The sequence below is a fragment of the Pseudoalteromonas sp. BSi20311 genome, from assembly GCF_000239875.1.
Classification (GTDB): domain Bacteria; phylum Pseudomonadota; class Gammaproteobacteria; order Enterobacterales; family Alteromonadaceae; genus Pseudoalteromonas.
On sequence record NZ_BADU01000057.1, the window covers coordinates 1 to 17177 of the forward strand.

General features: G+C 39.3%; 15 protein-coding genes. 2 read left to right on the top strand and 13 right to left on the bottom strand.

The annotated features are described in order from the left end of the window. Positions 1-21 precede the first annotated feature (21 nt). The 10 genes from P20311_RS05240 to thrS all read right to left on the bottom strand — a co-directional run bounded on the left by P20311_RS05240 (position 22) and on the right by thrS (position 10458). Positions 22-846, bottom strand: coding sequence for a LytTR family DNA-binding domain-containing protein (locus tag P20311_RS05240; RefSeq protein ID WP_008110464.1), 825 nt, complete (start codon positions 844-846; stop codon positions 22-24). Beyond that, positions 843-1916 carry a sensor histidine kinase gene (locus P20311_RS05245; RefSeq protein WP_008110465.1) on the bottom strand — a complete coding sequence of 358 codons (1074 nt, stop codon included), beginning with the start codon at positions 1914-1916 and terminating at the stop codon, positions 843-845. The genes P20311_RS05240 and P20311_RS05245 overlap by 4 nt, the downstream gene beginning before the upstream one ends. 258 nt (positions 1917-2174) lie before the next feature. Further along, entirely contained in the window at positions 2175-3731 is a 1557-nt protein-coding gene (locus P20311_RS05250) for a SulP family inorganic anion transporter (RefSeq protein WP_008110467.1), read from the bottom strand. A 114-nt stretch (positions 3732-3845) separates the two neighbouring features. Next, positions 3846-4304 (bottom strand): Lrp/AsnC family transcriptional regulator, encoded by a 459-nt coding sequence (locus tag P20311_RS05255; RefSeq protein WP_008110469.1) that lies wholly within the window; start codon positions 4302-4304, stop codon positions 3846-3848. Between the two features lie 84 nt (positions 4305-4388). After that, on the bottom strand, positions 4389-5030 hold the full coding sequence (locus P20311_RS05260) for an MBL fold metallo-hydrolase (protein ID WP_008110471.1): 642 nt from the start codon (positions 5028-5030) through the stop codon (positions 4389-4391). Position 5031: 1 nt separating this feature from the next. Continuing rightward, the gene (locus P20311_RS05265; RefSeq protein ID WP_008110473.1) at positions 5032-6849 is read right to left on the bottom strand and encodes a M14 family metallopeptidase; all 1818 of its coding nucleotides are present in this window, start codon (positions 6847-6849) and stop codon (positions 5032-5034) included. A 287-nt stretch (positions 6850-7136) separates the two neighbouring features. Continuing rightward, complete coding sequence (gene rplT / locus P20311_RS05270; protein ID WP_008110477.1) at positions 7137-7499, bottom strand: 50S ribosomal protein L20; 363 nt, start codon at positions 7497-7499, stop codon at positions 7137-7139. A gap of 15 nt (positions 7500-7514) precedes the next feature. Continuing rightward, a complete protein-coding gene (gene rpmI, locus P20311_RS05275; RefSeq protein WP_004587840.1) occupies positions 7515-7715 on the bottom strand; it encodes a 50S ribosomal protein L35 in 201 nt (66 codons plus the stop codon). Between the two features lie 212 nt (positions 7716-7927). Next, positions 7928-8488, bottom strand: coding sequence for a translation initiation factor IF-3 (gene infC / locus P20311_RS05280; protein WP_008110479.1), 561 nt, complete (start codon positions 8486-8488; stop codon positions 7928-7930). A 59-nt stretch (positions 8489-8547) separates the two neighbouring features. Continuing rightward, on the bottom strand, positions 8548-10458 hold the full coding sequence (gene thrS, locus P20311_RS05285; RefSeq protein WP_008110481.1) for a threonine--tRNA ligase: 1911 nt from the start codon (positions 10456-10458) through the stop codon (positions 8548-8550). A 564-nt stretch (positions 10459-11022) separates the two neighbouring features. Here thrS and P20311_RS05290 point away from each other — a divergent pair. Next, positions 11023-11469, top strand: a complete 447-nt coding sequence (locus P20311_RS05290; protein WP_008110482.1) for a DUF3010 family protein — start codon at positions 11023-11025, stop codon at positions 11467-11469. Between the two features lie 331 nt (positions 11470-11800). Then, on the top strand, positions 11801-13534 hold the full coding sequence (locus P20311_RS05295) for an AMP-binding protein (protein WP_008110484.1): 1734 nt from the start codon (positions 11801-11803) through the stop codon (positions 13532-13534). Between the two features lie 45 nt (positions 13535-13579). Here the strand turns inward: P20311_RS05295 and P20311_RS05300 are convergent, their stop codons facing one another. The 3 genes from P20311_RS05300 to P20311_RS05310 form a co-directional block, all read right to left on the bottom strand. Then, on the bottom strand, positions 13580-14686 hold the full coding sequence (locus tag P20311_RS05300) for a GGDEF domain-containing protein (protein ID WP_008110485.1): 1107 nt from the start codon (positions 14684-14686) through the stop codon (positions 13580-13582). A gap of 180 nt (positions 14687-14866) precedes the next feature. Then, on the bottom strand, positions 14867-16219 hold the full coding sequence (gene gdhA / locus P20311_RS05305; protein ID WP_008110487.1) for an NADP-specific glutamate dehydrogenase: 1353 nt from the start codon (positions 16217-16219) through the stop codon (positions 14867-14869). 402 nt (positions 16220-16621) lie between these two features. Then, on the bottom strand, positions 16622-17095 hold the full coding sequence (locus tag P20311_RS05310) for a DUF1456 family protein (RefSeq protein ID WP_008466937.1): 474 nt from the start codon (positions 17093-17095) through the stop codon (positions 16622-16624). Between the last annotated feature and the right edge of the window lie 82 nt (positions 17096-17177).

Here is a 17177-nt window from a genome sequence, read left to right on the forward strand (position 1 = left end):
TTTTTATGTTATTTATTAAAATTAGCTAGCCAGTGCTGCTTTTACTTTATCACGGTAACTTCTACTTACTTTAAGCTCTTGTCCGTTATCTAACACTAATAAATATTCACCACTAACCTGAGTTACCAGCTTGCTAATTTGTTTGGTGTTAACAATCGCGCTGCGATGAACACGTACAAATAAGCTTGGATCTAATTCTTGTTCAAGCTCTTTCATGGTTTTACGTAATATATGCGTTTGCCCATCTTGGCAATGCAGACACATGTAATCACCTGCCGCATCTACCCACTGTATAGTAGCAACGGGTACTCTGACAATTTCGCCCTGCTCTTTTACGGCCAATGACTCAGGATAACGACGATCTGTAAGGGTATCGCCTGTGGCCAATTTCTTTAAAATTTCTTCGCAGTTATTGCCTGTTATCCCTGCTACGAAACTCGCTAGTTTTTTCTTATGGGCGTTATCCTGCTGAGTTTTTAAATAGGTATGCACTTTTTCTACCGCCTGTTTTAATCTGTTATCATCAACGGGTTTTAAAATGTAATCTAAAGCATGAATTTCAAATGCTTTAACAGCAAAGTGATCAAACGCCGTAACAAACACAATGGCAGGTAAATCTTTACTGCTTTCACTTAAAGCACGTGCGACTTCAAAACCGTTCATACCAGGCATTTGAATATCAAGAAAGACAAGATCAATTTTTTCGTTTTTACAACTTTCAATCGCATCAAAACCTGAGCTACACAGTTTGATCACTTCAATATCAGAAAACTCTTCAAGCCTGACGGCTAAACCTTTACGTGCTAATGGTTCATCATCAACAATAAGCGTTTTTATTCTTGTCATTTCTTCACAGCCTTCTCAAACGGGACTCGCAGATTAACTTTTAATCCACTTGGCGTATTATGTGATAATACAAACGAGTAATTATTTTCGTAGAGCGTTTTTAATCTGTCTCGGGTGTTTGCCACCCCTACGCCTTGTGCATTAACTAACTGACCATTTTCAATATCAGTGCCAGGCCCATTATCGCCCACTTCAAGTAATAATTCATTAGCAAAAACTTGCGCTTTTATATCAATAACACCACCTTCTGACATATGGGCAATGGCGTACTTAATGGCATTTTCGATGATCGGTTGTAATATTAAGCTTGGCACTAATGCTTGTTTGGCCTGCTCACTCACGTCCACATTAACTTGTAAGCGCTCATCAAAACGTACACGTTCAATTTCTAAATAGAGCATTAATGCATGTAACTCTTGCTCCAGCGGCACTTTTTTAATTGGATCAGTATTAAGCGTATAGCGTAAAAAGTCACTCAATTTAGATACCATCAAGTTAGCATCTTTATTTTCTTTTACCAAAACTAAGGTTGATATTGCATTGAGCGTATTAAACAGAAAATGAGGATTTAGCTGGTATCTAAGCATTTTTAACTGCGCTTCGTGCGCCATTGTGGTCGCTTTTAAGGCTTTTTGACGTTCACTTTGTAATAACTGGTAATACTTAACCCCAAAGTACAAACCACTCCAACACAAAATAATATAAACAGAATCAAGTCCTTGTTGTAAATAATAAAACCATTCTTCAGGACGGTATCCGTGGCGATAAATTTCCCACAGGTTAAACTTTTGCACCACGGCCCATAATGTACCGGTTATATAAGAGGCGCCAAATACAACAATAATTAATACCCAAGGTGAGGCATTCCAAATTTTGCGATAAATATAACGCAGAGGCACAGTCATTAAACAGCCCGCATAGGCGTTTAGTAAAATAACGAATACGTAAATATCACGCATTTCGAATACTTTAGAACCAATATAGTTAACTAACGCATAACCTATCCAGCCTGCAATTTGCAAAAGCCAGAAAAAACGTTGTCTGTTATCAATTAAAGACTGCCAATTCAAAATTAATTATTACCTTGTAAATTTGTGACTATTATATCGATTTATCGTCAGGTATAGCACTACCAACTGTCTTACTTTTTAATAGCCCTATCGCAAACAATAAATTAAATAAATGCAGGATGGATGTTCAGTTCTGGTTTAGTTGTTACGTTGAACAGGCTAAAACTCGTGTTGCAATTACCCCTTGCGGATGGTTTAAAGCGCATAAAAAAAGCGAAAGGAATTCACCTTTCGCTTATCAATGTTTACTTTTATTTTTTAAGCAAGCTTATCTGAAGCAACTTTATAAGTCGGATCTTCAATTACGTTCACTTCAACTAAGTCACGTGCTTTATGAAGTAGTTCTGTACAGTCTTTACTTAAGTGACGCAAGTGCAGCTTTTTACCCGCTTTATTGTATTTGTCAGCTAAGCTGTCGATGGCCTCAATCGCACTATGATCCGCAACGCGACTGTATTTAAACTCAACAATCACATCTTTAGGGTCATTCTTAACATCAAATAAATCAGCAAAGTTTTTAACCGAACCAAAAAATAAAGGCCCATGTAGCTCATACACTTTTGAACCTTCTTTATCAATATAGTTAGTTGTGTAAATATGTTTTGCATGCTGCCATGCAAACACTAACGCAGAGACAATAACACCTACACACACCGCAATCGCAAGGTCGGTAATAACCGTTACACCCGAAACTAATACAATTACAAAAGCATCAGATAAAGGCACGCGTTTCATCATTTTGAAACTCGCCCATTCAAACGTACCCAGCACCACCATAAACATAACCCCAACTAATGCGGCCAGTGGAATCATTTCGATTAAGCTTGAAGCGAAAATAATAAATGCAAGTAACATCAATGCTGCACTAATACCTGATAAACGCGAACGCCCACCTGAATTAATGTTGATCATAGATTGGCCAATCATGGCACAGCCACCCATTGCACCAAAGAAACCACATGTGACGTTGGCCGCACCTTGGCCAATACATTCTTTATTAGAATGGCCACGGGTTTCTGTAATTTCGTCAATCAAGCTTAGCGTTAACAGCGATTCAATTAAGCCAATTGCTGCAAGAATAAGCGCATATGGAAAGATAATTTGTAGTGTTTCTAGGTTAAAAGGGACCATAGGAATATGAAACTGTGGTAAGCCACCGGCAATGGTTGCAGCTTCATTTCCTGTCATGCCTTTTAAGAAATCAAGTACTGTACGCGCTTCTAAATCAAGACCAATCACTAAACCCGTTACAGTAACAATAGCAACCAGTGATGAAGGCACTGCGGTAGTTAATTTTGGTAAAAAGTGAATAATTGCCATCGTTAGCGCCACTAAACCTAACATGATGTAAAGCGCACTGCCCGTCATCCACATTTGGCCGCCAGCACCATCAGGCACTTTAAACTGTCCAAGCTGGGCTAAAAATATAACAATCGCTAAACCGTTAACGAAACCGAGCATAACAGGATGCGGAACCATACGAATAAATTTACCGAGCTTAAATACCCCAGCCAATATTTGTAGTAGTCCCATCAGCAACACAGTGGCAAATAGGTATTCCACTCCGTGATCAAGTACTAAACTTACCATCACAACCGCTAATGCACCGGTTGCACCCGAAATCATACCCGGACGACCACCAAAAATAGCCGTAATTAAGCCCACAATAAATGCGGCGTATAAACCAACAAGAGGTTCTACATTTGCAACAAAGGCAAATGCAACAGCTTCTGGGATCAAGGCAAGTGCCACTGTCAATCCAGAGAGAATATCGTTTTTAGCAGAGCTTGGCGCTCTGCTGAGTAAGTTAAACATTGAGTTCCTCAGTTTTATTTCGCTAACAAAAAAAGCGCTAGATTTTATCAAATTAGCGCTCATTTCACAATTATAGTTAATTCAGCCTGTGTGTTTTTAGCTGCTTAGTAAAGTTTAAAGTGGCAGTGCCGTGCTTCGTTTAACACACGTCATGGTCACATTAGAATGAACCTCTTGTACATATTCTAAGCTAAGCAAGTTATCGCGTACAAAGTGCTCATAACCTTCTATGCCTTGAGAAATAATACGCAACATAAAGTCCATAGTGCCAGCCATGGTGTAACATTCAGTCACTTCATCATAGCTAAGTATTAATTTTTCAAACTCAGCTAAATTCTTTTTACCATGGTTTGATAAACGTACATGGGCGTAAACCAACATATCAAAGCCCAGCTTTTTTTCATCAAGCAATGCGACTTTACTTTTGATGTAGCCATCTTGTTCTAATTTAGCAATACGACGCCAACAAGGAGACTGAGAAAGTCCGACTTTGTCTGCAATCTCAGCAGTTGATAAACTTGCATCTTGTTGTAAAAGTGCCAATATTTGGCGATCTACGTGATTTAGAGACATTTTATTTCTTATTTATCTAATAAATTGGTTAAATTATACAGCCTTTTTAAAAAGCAGTCTGCTTATTTTTAACAAATATACACATCAACCAAACTGGCCACTTACAAATGGGTTAGTAGCCTGTTCATGAGCAACATGGGTGTTGTCACCATGGCCACTTAAAATTGCAGTGTTCGGTGGTAATGTCATGATATGTTGCATTATAGAGTCGATTAGCTGCTTGCTGTCGCCTTTAGGAAAGTCGGTACGCCCTATTGAACCTTTGAAAATAACATCCCCGACGATAACCGTATTGTGTGCTTGTTGATAAAACACAACATGGCCAGGCGTATGCCCTGGGCAATGAAGTACTTTAAACTCAAGCTGCCCAACCTTGATACTATCACCATGGGCTAACCATTCATCAGGATAGAAGGAGTTAATCGGTTTAAAGCCAAACATAGTGGCTTGCATCGGTAAATTGTCGAACCAAAAACGTTCATCCTCATGGGGACCAATCATTTTTACCTTGTGTTGCTCGCGTAAATTATGCGCAGCGCCTACATGATCTAAATGCCCATGGGTTAACCAAATCGCTACTAATGATAAATTATGCTGCTTAAGTGATGCATTAATTTTGTTAGTATCACCGCCAGGGTCAACCACAACAGCTTGCTGGGTTTGTTCACATACTATAATGCGGCAATTTTGCATAAACGGGGTTACGGGAATAGTGATTATTTTCATCTTATATTTCTTTATCTTTTTGTGCTGGAATAACTATATTCTCTTCGTATGACATTAAAACTGGGTATTTCAAATAAGCTTGATCATAAAATGGGCTATGCTCATATAACCAATTTAAACGTGCATCAGCGTTCTTAGCAAAGTCTTTATCCTGGTTTACTTTTTTATCAAATTCTTGGGCTAATTTGGGGTCATCAGCAAGCATTTTTTCAGCAAACGGTATCAAAGCATAATTTTCCATATATTCAGTGCGCTGAAAAATAGTATTAAACTCCCCCCAAGCAAAAAATGAATCTGGTGCTTCAGGATGTAGCAAGTGGACAGCTAACTCTCCTGCCTTTTGCTGCGTACTCACTTCAAACCAACCATCTAAATCCACATTTGTAGCTGGTACATAATCAAAACTAGCCGACACTCTAAAACGCCCTTCAAATGGCGCTTTATCAAAACTATATTGCGCTACTTTTGCCATTTTTAATGGCTGAGTGTTGGCACCACTGAGCTTATTAACTGACACCCCATGCAGGGCTAATTTCTCAATAATATCGGTGTAAACAGGTGGAATAAAGAATGATTTTGGTACTTCAACCGTGTGCTGCACCTCTTTTTGCCAAAAAATAGGTAGCTTGTCATAACCCTGTTTTTTACCCAAATAGCTTACTTCTTGTTGATTAGACAATGGGCTCAGGCTTTTAGAATAAGCAATACCTTTAAACGCGATATGATCAGGCTGCTCAGAATAACCACGCTTAACAATTAATTGCTTAGGAACAAATTCTTGTTCTTTTTTTACTGCATTAGCGAGTTTATCTTTATGCGCTGATAATGCTTCAATAGCACCATCTATAAACACATAAGTCCCTAACACGCGTTGTTTGTATGGCTTTAAAGAATGGTTTTCAACTAAAATGGTAGGCAATGACTTTAAATCACCCCACCCGTTTGAAAACCGCGGTGTGGCAACCCAACCGGCCAGCCCTGATTTAAATTCTTGCTTATCCATAACAAACACTAAAGGGCCCGGAATATGGCCTTGCTCAGTGAGGGTTTGATCAATCATTGGTTTAAAATAACGGTTAAGCGCATCTGAAATGGCAGGCGACTCGCTAGCAAATACTGGGTTATAGCCATAGGTTACATCGTATTGGTAATCAGCCCCATCAGTGACGTGTACGTCAATATACAAATTCGGATTATAATCATTAATTACTTGAAGGACGCTTTTAACCTCTGGCGTATCAAGCTTAGTGTAATCACGATTTAAATTAAGATTATTTGCGTTTGTTCTAAAACCCATTTTTACAGGGCCACGCTGATTAATACGATTAAACGCACTACTACGCTCGTGACCATCAACGTTTAATATTGGGATAAATAAAATGTTTACCTTTTTTAATATATCGCGTCGTTTACCCGTAGCAATGTCTCTAAGCAGCATAAACATCGCATCTTTACCATCAATCTCACCAGCGTGAATACCAGCCTGAATAAGCACGGTTGGTTTGGTGCTATTGGCCATTTGCCCCGCATTAAAAAAACCTTGTTCGCTGGCAATCAACATTTTTATTGCTCGTTTACTATTACTATAGCCAATCGTTTTTGATTTAAATTGAGTGGGATTCGCCGCCACTAATCTATCAACAAATGCCATGGTATTAGCATAATTGGGAGACGAGACTCCTGCAGAAATTTCAAAGTCTGTGGTTAAGGGTCCCTGTTGTTGCAATAGTGAGGTACTACTACCTTCCCATGGCAATAATGGCGGTAAATGATTGCTATTTGCCATACTTGCAGATAAAACCAATAAACTTATAAACATATACTTCTCTAACAAACCCATTAATTAAGAAAAATTATAGCAATTAAACTTTTCTAGTTGCCAAAACTGCGGTGGTTCAACAAAAAAATACAGCCAACGGCATTTTTAGTTGCAGCCCAGCCACGCTATCAACATCTACTGAATAAAAAGGGCTAATAAGTACCTAAAAAAACGAACACACAACGGTAATAAATAAAGGAAAAAGCCTACAAGCGCATAAAAAAGATAATAAATTATAGGCACAAAAAAAGGAGCCATGGGCTCCTTTTCATTACTTATACAAAAACTTAAGCTGCCGCTAGGCCTTCTTTTGCTTTTGCTACAAGCGCTGCGAATGCAACTTGGTCGTAAACAGCGATATCTGCAAGGATCTTACGATCGATTTCTACAGATGTCTTTTTAAGACCATTGATAAAACGGCTGTAAGACAGACCATTTTGACGTGAAGCAGCATTGATACGTGCAATCCATAGTTGACGGAAAGTACGTTTCTTAGCACGGCGGTCACGGTAAGCGTATTGACCCGCTTTAGTAACAGCCTGGAAAGCTACGCGGTAAACACGTGAACGTGCTCCGTAGTAACCTTTCGCTTGTTTTAAAACTTTTTTGTGACGTGCACGTGCGACAACGCCGCGTTTAACTCTTGCCATTTCTAAAAACCCCTATTAAGCGAATGGTAACATACGTGAAACTAGACCATGGTCATTTTTATGAACCATCATCTTAGGACGTAGGTGTAACTTACGCTTAGAAGTTTTCTTAGTCAGAATGTGACGAAGATGCGCTTGTTTACGCTTGAAACCGCCAGAAGCAGTCTTTTTGAAACGCTTAGCTGCGCCTCTGTGACTTTTTAGCTTGTAAGCCATTGCAATAACTCCAATTGTATTGCTTTAAATTTAGTAAGAAGGCGTGAGATATATTGCTATAGCTCCACTTTAAAGGCCTAACTTACTGCTATGTTCCGGTGAAAACCCGATATAAATACCGCAATTTTACTTTAAAACCGGTTAACTCAGGTGGACATTTTCACATCACTTGCAAACCTGAGCTAAATTCGGTGCGTATTATCGCCTAATTATTACTTTTTAGCAACCGGTGCCATCATCATAACCATTTGACGACCTTCAACACGATTTGGGAAAGACTCAACAACTGCTAACTCTTCTAAATCGGTTTTAATACGGTTTAATAATTCGATACCAATTTCTTGGTGAGCCATTTCACGACCACGGAAGCGGATAGTTATCTTAGCTTTATCGCCAGCTTCTAAGAACTTACGTAAGTTGCGCAGCTTAACCTGATAATCGCCTTCATCCGTTCCCGGACGGAATTTGATTTCTTTAATCTGGATTTGCTTTTGCTTCTTCTTCTGCTCTTTTAGTTCTTTGCTTTTTTCAAAGATGAACTTACCGTAGTCCATAACCTTACAAACAGGCGGCTCAGCGTTTGGACTGATCTCTACAAGATCAACACCCGCTGCATCAGCCATAGCTTGCGCGTCTTTTAATGACTGAATTCCAGCTTGTTCGCCGTCGATGTCGATTAAACGAACTTCTAGCGCTGTAATTTCTTCGTTAATACGATTTTTTTGAGCTGTTTGTTGCCCTTTCTTGCCGCCTCTAATGGTACGTTCCTCCAAGAATATCAATAATATAAGCGTGTAGTTGGCCGTTTGTGATTGCCCTACACGCTCGATTTTTACTGTCGATTTTTGATTTCTTCACTGATTTTAGCGATAAAATCATCGACATTAAATTTGCCTAGGTCTTCACCTGTGCGAGTTCGTACTGCTACTTCTTGTTGTTCAACTTCTTTATCGCCAACAACCAGTAAGTAAGGAATACGCTTAAGTGTATGTTCTCGGATTTTAAAGCCAATCTTCTCATTTCTCAAGTCAGCAGCGGCTCTAATTCCAAGTTTATTTAATTTTTGTACAATTTCCTGCACATAAGGTGCTTGTTTATCGGTGATATTCATAATCACCACTTGCTTAGGCGCAAGCCACGTTGGGAATAAACCAGCGTACTCTTCTGTTAAGATACCGATAAAGCGCTCAATAGACCCTAAAATAGCGCGGTGTATCATAACAGGTGTGCGACGTTCGTTATTTTCAGCTACATAAGTGGCGCCCAAACGACCCGGTAATGCAAAATCTAGTTGCACTGTACCACACTGCCACGCTCTGTCTAAGCAATCGTACAAAGTAAATTCAATTTTAGGGCCATAAAACGCCCCTTCACCTGGTAAATAATCAAATTCAATGTCATTTGCTTTAAGTGCGTCAGCAAGTGCAAGCTCTGCTTTGTCCCACATTTCATCTTCGCCAATACGTTGCTCTGGGCGAGTTGAAAGTTTAACAACAATTTTTTCGAAACCAAATGTTTCATAGGTATCGTAAACCATTTTAATACAGGCCGATACTTCATCCATGATTTGCTCTTCTGTACAAAATACATGCGCATCATCTTGGGTAAAGCCGCGTACACGCATTAAACCGTGAAGTGCGCCTGATGGCTCGTTACGGTGACAACAACCAAACTCAGCCATACGCAGTGGTAAATCACGGTATGATTTTAAACCTTGGTTAAAAATTTGTACGTGGCCTGGGCAATTCATTGGTTTAATTGCGTATTCACGCTTTTCAGATTCAGTGGTAAACATCGCCTCTGAATATTTTTCCCAATGCCCTGATTTTTCCCACAAAGAGCGATCCATCATCATTGGACCTTTCACTTCTTCGTATTGGTACTCACGTAATTTTTCACGCACAAAGTCTTCTAGCTCGCGGTAAATGCTCCAACCATCGTTGTGCCAAAATACCATGCCTGGCGCTTCTTCTTGCCAGTGCCATAAATCAAGTGCTTTACCAATACGACGGTGATCACGTTTTTCAGCTTCTTCTAAACGCTTTAAGTACGCTTTAAGTTGTTTTTTATCGCCCCACGCTGTGCCGTAAATACGCTGCAGCATTTTATTTTCAGAATCACCACGCCAGTATGCACCTGCTACCTTCATAATTTTGAAGTTTTGACAGAATTTCATGTTAGGAACGTGTGGTCCACGACACATGTCTACATATTCTTCGTGGTGGTATAAACCTGGGCGATCATCTTGAGCAATATTTTCGTCAAGAATTTCTATTTTGTATGTTTCGCCACGCGCCGCAAACGTGTCGCGTGCTTCTTGCCAGCTAACGGTTTTTTTCACTACATCGTAGTTTGTTTTTGCAAGCTGTAGCATACGTTTTTCAATGGCATCAAGATCATCTTGAGATAACGAATGTTCCATATCAATATCGTAGTAAAAACCGTTATCAATTGTTGGACCAATCGCCATTTTTGCATCAGGGAAAAGTTGTTTAACAGCATGACCAATTAAGTGCGCACACGAGTGGCGAATAATCTCTAGACCATCGTCGTCTTTTGCGGTAATGATCTCAAGACGAGAATCGTCACTAATTAAATCACACGCATCTACGCGTTCGCCATTAACACGACCCGCAATGGTGGCTTTAGCAAGACCTGGGCCTATATCGTTTGCTACATCAAGTGTGCTTACAGGGTTTTCAAAACTACGCTGACTACCGTCAGGAAGAGTAATAACTGGCATTATAAATCCTTACATACAGTGGTGACACCTACAATGTATCACGTGTATTTTAATTAATTAAATGAGAATGACTCGACAACGCTTTTACGAATAAGCATTGACTATTTTTCGCCGACAAAGGCTAATGTAGGTGCTGAGTCTGCTCAACTACAAGAGAGTTATTGTCGCGTGCTGCAGCATTAATTACAAGTTTTAAGCTATTAAAAACCACCCAATTTTACCATAAAAGTGCAATTAATAACGTTTAATAGGAGTCTGTTGGCTTTCTATATTAGGATTTGTTCAATCTAGGGGCGATTTAGTTAAAGCCCGGGAGCTATCACCTGGCGCTAAGTAAAAAATTGAGCAACGCTCACACCTATTTAAAGTAAACAAACCATAGCGCTGTCTTGGCTAAAAAAAGGAGGGCTGCATATTTAGCCGCAAAGATAAACAGACCTTGTTACATCAAAATGACGAATGGACGTTAAGCGCTAACAAAAACACCACTGTAAGTGCTTAAACTCGCATTTTAATGCGTGTTGCGTATAATAACGGGTAATTAAGTTATAGTAGAGATTAGCAATGAGAACATGTGGTGTAGAAATTACCGGTAGTGATGTACTACTTTGTATTTTAAGTAAAGATAATGACGTTTTTGATATTCGTGATGTGCGCCAAACACGCTTTACCTTAGGTAACGGTAACGACACTGAAGTAATGCGTAAGTTTCAGTTTGATTTTGCCAAGTTAATGCAAGATTACCAAATTGATTCGGTTGCCATTCGCGAACGCCAACCTAAAGGTAAGTTTGCTGGCAGCGCTAAAGGATTCAAAATGGAAACCGCTATTCAGTTAATCGATAATCTCGATGTACGCGTGTTTTCAACCACCGAAATAAAAGAACAAGTAAAACGTAATCCGATACCTATCGCGTTTGAAGACACCGGTCTTAAAAAGTATCAAGAAAATGCATTTGTTAATGCTTACGTTTACATCATGAAAAAAACGTATCGCAGCGACGAAATGTAAATTAATTACACCCTTATAAAAACGCGTATTCGCTAGAGAGTACGCGTTTTTTTGTCTTTAAATTCTACATAAAAACAGTAATACCAATTCGCTTAACTAAGTGATCTAATTTGAGGGAGGAAAATCGTGTCGATATCAAAGCAAAAATTTCGTTAGTTAGTTGTTCTAAATGAGAAATTTTTAACACAGTTAGCGTCTGATTTGCCCCCTCAAAATGGTTTAGTATTATTGCCGATTGGTATAATACATTAGTCTAACCCTCTTCCTTTTGTCGACAATTCGTGTTTATTTAAACAGCAGGCCTCTCAAAAATAAAAACATGGAGTATGTCATGAAAGCGACACAAAAAGTGATAAAAGAAGTAGAGAAAATAAACACTATACCGCTATCAAGCAGCTATTTTAAAGGAATTCAGAGCACACCATTAGTAGAACAAACCATAGGCGAATACTTTGACGCCATTGTCGACAATAACCCAGACGCTCTGGCCGTAGTCGTTGCCCATCAAAATATACGTTTAAGCTATAAGCAATTTCAACAGCAGATTAATCAACTTGCTATGGGGTTACTGGCTTTAGGGGTAAAACCTGGTGAACGGGTCGGTATTTGGTCACCGAACAATATACAGTGGTGCTTAACACAATTTGCCACCGCTAAAATAGGTGCCATTATGGTATGCATTAACCCAGCTTACCGCCCTAGTGAACTGCAATATGCACTAAACAGTGTGGAATGCTCTACGCTTATAACCGCCACTGAATTTAAAGGCAGCCACTATATTAATATGCTGCAAAGTTTAGCGCCTGAGCTTAGCGGTTGTAACAAAGGTGAGTTAACCGCAGTCAAATTACCCACTTTAAAAAATGTAATTTGTATTGGTGATGAACCCGTCGATGGGATGTTTTCCTTTAATGAGGTTATGAGCATGCCCACCGATGCACATAAATTAGAACTGCAAGCGGTGGCCAAAACCCTCGATTGCAATCAAGATATCAATATTCAATTTACCTCTGGCACAACAGGAAACCCTAAAGGGGCTACGTTGACGCATAAAAATATATTGAATAATGCGCTTTTAGTCGCACAAGCTATGCACTTTACTGAGCGCGATAAGCTCTGTATTCCTGTTCCGCTATATCACTGCTTTGGCATGGTATTAGGCAGTTTATTGTGTGTCAGTAAAGGGGCCGCTGCAATTTATCCAAGTGATTCTTTTGATCCAAAAACTACATTAGAGGTGGTACAACAAGAAAAATGCACCGGCCTTCATGGTGTACCCACTATGTTTATAAGCGAGTTAGAGCTTAATAACTTTAACGAGTATGACTTAAGTACACTGCGAACGGGTGTTATGGCAGGCTCAACTTGTCCTGAACAGGTGATGCGTAAAGTACAAACACTCATGAATATGAATCAGGTGGTAATTGCCTATGGGCAAACAGAATGCAGCCCAATTAATAACATTACCGAAACCGACTCTTCTATTGAGCGTCAAGTCACTACGGTTGGCCGAGCACTTGCACACACCGAAGTAAAAATCATTGATGAAGTGGGTGACATTCAAAAAATCGGGCAGCCTGGTGAAGTATGTAGCCGTGGGGCCGGCATTATGCGTTGCTACTGGAATGATGAAGAGAAAACCAAAGCCACTATCGACAATGACGGCTGGCTGCACTCGGGCGATTTAGGGGTAATGGACAGTGAGGGCTTTGTCAGCATTGTTGGCAGAATTAAAGACATGATTATTCGTGGTGGTGAAAACATTTATCCGCGTGAAATTGAAGAAGTGCTTTACACCTATCCGGGTATACAAGACGCCGCTATTTTTGGTATTAGTGATGAAAAATTTGGCGAAGAAGTCTGTGCTTGGATCCAGCCTAAAGAAGGTGAAGTGCTTGATGAGCAAGCAATTCGTCTGTTTTTAAAGGACAAACTTGCCTACTTTAAACAACCTAAATACATTCGCTTTGTTGAAAATTACCCGATGACGGTAACCGGCAAATTGCAAAAATTTAAAATGCGTGAACAAATGCAAGAAGAGCTCGCCGAGTCTGCATTTTCGTAATCCGATTCAATGCGAAGCACTATCAGCTTAGTGCTTTGCATTGTCTTACTCAATTTCAGGTTGTTTAGGGTCAACAAAATCGGTAATACTGATATTTCGTCCTGCATTTTTAGCTTTATAAACCCCTACATCAGCAGTTGCTAACAATGATTTTATTGAAGGTCTGTATGTAGTGTATTTATCAATTGCAATACCAGCAGAGACAGTAATACGGTTAAAAGGTGAATATTGGTGTGCAATGGGGTCGTCTGCGAAGCGTTTAGGTAAGTCATTCAACCAGTCTAGCTCATTCGCTTGCAATGTTTTTACCAATATGAATTCTTCACCACCAAAACGCACCACAATATCAGCGTCACAATGCTTTAATCGGTTTGCTACTGCTATTAGTACGTTATCTCCCTCTAAGTGGCCGTAGTTATCGTTATATTTTTTAAAATAGTCGATATCAATCATTGCTAACCCTAAATATTGTGATGGCGCTAACTTGTTAATTAATGCTTTACTGCGCCTATCAAAACTATGCCGATTATGCATACCTGTTAACTGATCGGTGTTGGCTTTTTCCGTTTCAAATAACTCCGCTTTATATTGCTTTCTTAATAAGGTATCTAGTTGATATTGCACAATAGCCAATACAATCACCATGCTAAAATAAAAATAAAGTGTCCATATAATCGAAGTAGAAGAAAAAAGCTCAATAAATATCAAGGCAATGCCGATTATTGACCATAAAACCAGTTTATGTCCTAAGTGCAGCATCGGTATGGCTATAAATGCAGCCGCTACAAGCATAGGCCCTCCCTCTTTCAACTCACCGTAACGCTGAACATATACCCAGAAGAAATAACTAAATAAAAAACAAAATAAAACCGCATAACTAAAAAAGCGCGAATGTAAGTACTCTGAACTTAGTGTTTTATTTATAATAATGAGGACTATCGATAACAACACCATAGTTACGCGTAAAATTGTTATGGTTGAATTGGCAGGCTCTTGTTGATTAAGCCAAGACATAAAAATAAAAGACAATAAAAACAGTGTTACTAGATAGAGTGATGCATCAGCAAGACGCATTGAGCTTTTATTGAGTTGATTTTGGAAGTTGTGCTCTGTTGCACTTGAAAAATAAAAAACTGCGGGAATAAGACGCACCTGCACTCTCCTTAATAAGCTCACTTATCCTTATCCACACTATAGTTTATTGTTATTAATTAGCGAGTTAAATTTACCTTATTAAATAATATTATACATTACTTTTGCTATATCCTGAACAATCCCTATTCAGGGTATAAAGAATAAAAGTAGAGAGTTAATTAAATAGCCGAGGCGCTACTATACAACGCCTTGTTCAATCATTGCATCGGCTACACGTCTAAAACCGGCGATGTTAGCGCCTAGTAATAGATTACCGGGCTGATCAAATTCTTTTGCGGTATCGCTTGCTGTTGTGAAAATATCTTTCATTATTTGTTTGAGCTTTTCATCTACTTGCTCAAATGTCCAGCTTTGCATACTGGCATTTTGCGCCATTTCTAGTTGGCTGGTTGCCACGCCACCTGCATTTGCTGCTTTGCCAGGTCCATAAGCAATTTTTGCTTCTATGAAACAATCAATCGCTTCTTTGGTTGAAGGCATATTTGCTCCTTCACTGACTAAAGTACAGCCATTTTCAAGTAGTGCTTTTGCATCCGCTTGGGTTAATTCATTTTGTGTAGCACAAGGAAAAGCCGCATCCGCACTGTAACGCCATACCGCATGACCATCCTGAGGGTACTCATCGCGAGGCGTATACTTTGCCTGAGGGTGAGTATCTAGGTAGTCACTCAAACACCCTCGTGATTGCTCTTTTAATTGCTTAATGAGTTTTAAGTCAATGCCACTCTCATCGTACAAAGTGCCTTTTGAGTCACTACAGGTGATAGGCGTAGCCCCTAATTGATATAATTTTTCCATGGCATAAATTGCCACATTGCCAGAGCCTGAAATTAAACAGCGTTTTCCTGATAAGCTGTCATCACGATCTTCAAGCATATAGTTAGCAAAATACACTGCGCCATAACCCGTTGCTTCTTTGCGAGCAAGCGATCCGCCCCAAAGTAAACTTTTACCGGTTAGTACGCCTTCATAGCGCCCTGTTAAGCGTTTGTATTGGCCAAACATATAACCAATTTCTCGTGCCCCTACACCAATATCCCCTGCAGGTACATCGGTAGTCGGGCCAATATGACGATATAACTCGGTCATAAACGATTGGCAAAAACGCATTATCTCGCCATCAGAGCGTCCTTTAGGATCAAAATTAGCGCCTCCTTTGCCGCCGCCTATAGGCAAACCAGTCAGTGCATTTTTAAAAATTTGTTCAAAGCCTAAAAATTTTATGATGCTGGCATTTACACTTGGATGAAAACGTAAGCCGCCTTTGTAAGGGCCAAGCGCCGAATTAAATTCGATACGGTAGCCTTTATTAACTTGAATATTGCCCTCGTCATCAACCCAAGGCACGCGAAACATTAACTGACGCTCTGGCTCTACCATTCTTTGAATAATTGCTTGTTGTTGGTAATGACTGGTTTGCGCAAATACAGGCTCTAGCGAGTCTAGCACTTCTTCTACTGCCTGATAAAACTCACATTGCGCAGGACTCGTCTGCTTTAATTGCGCAATTGTTCTGTGTATATAATTCATATTTATTCTTCCATGTGGGTATTTTTAAATTCGAAACAGGAAAAATGATCAACGTTATTGTTAGTAGAGAAATTGATTATGCGATCATTATTTTTACACTTTAACATCATAGATAAACTGGATGCACGTGTTTGATGTTGAATTAAATTGTTGTTTCTTTTGTATAAAAACCCGTTAAAAAAGAATTTATATGCTAAAAATACCAATTTAAATGAATAACACGTTAAAAGTATTAAAAAAATAGTAAAACAAAAGACGACTCTACGTTTTTACGAGAGCGACAACATAAAATGCTTTATAAGACTGAAGTTGTAGAAGGATAAGACTAATAATAGCGTAGATTTTAGTGAGTTCGTTTAAGAGGTTTAAATGGAGATTGCTAACCAACCTCCATAAAATGCATTAAGCTTTTTCGCCATCTGGGCGAAAAGTACGCTGCACACCAGTTAAAAATAAACGTAAAACTTGATCGTTACACACACGGTAATGTTTGTTTTCAACTTTACGTGAAAATGCACTGAGCTCATGCTTACTTAAATCAAAATCAACTAAGGCTAGTGTGGCAATCACGTCTTCTGCTTTCATATTTAAAGCAATACGTAATTTCATAAAAATAATATTATTGTTTAATTTAGTCTCTGGGATTGGCTGCTCACCGTCACGTTTACCGCGCTTAGTGTTTATAAAGCCATTTAAAAATACCGCAAATTCGGTGTCACTTATTGGGGTGTAACCTTGCTCGCCCTCTTTAGTTAACCATGCAATCACCTGCTCAGTGCTGACGCTCTGCTCTGCAGCGGCGAACACGTCAACCATTGCTGAATCGGTTAAATCGAAGGTGTAGCGAATACGGCGTAAAATATCGTTATGTGTCAAAGTAAATCCCAAGGTAAATAAGTGCTCAGCAAACAAAAGCTGTTTAATAGCGGCGCAGTTTATCAGAGTTACACGTAGCGCC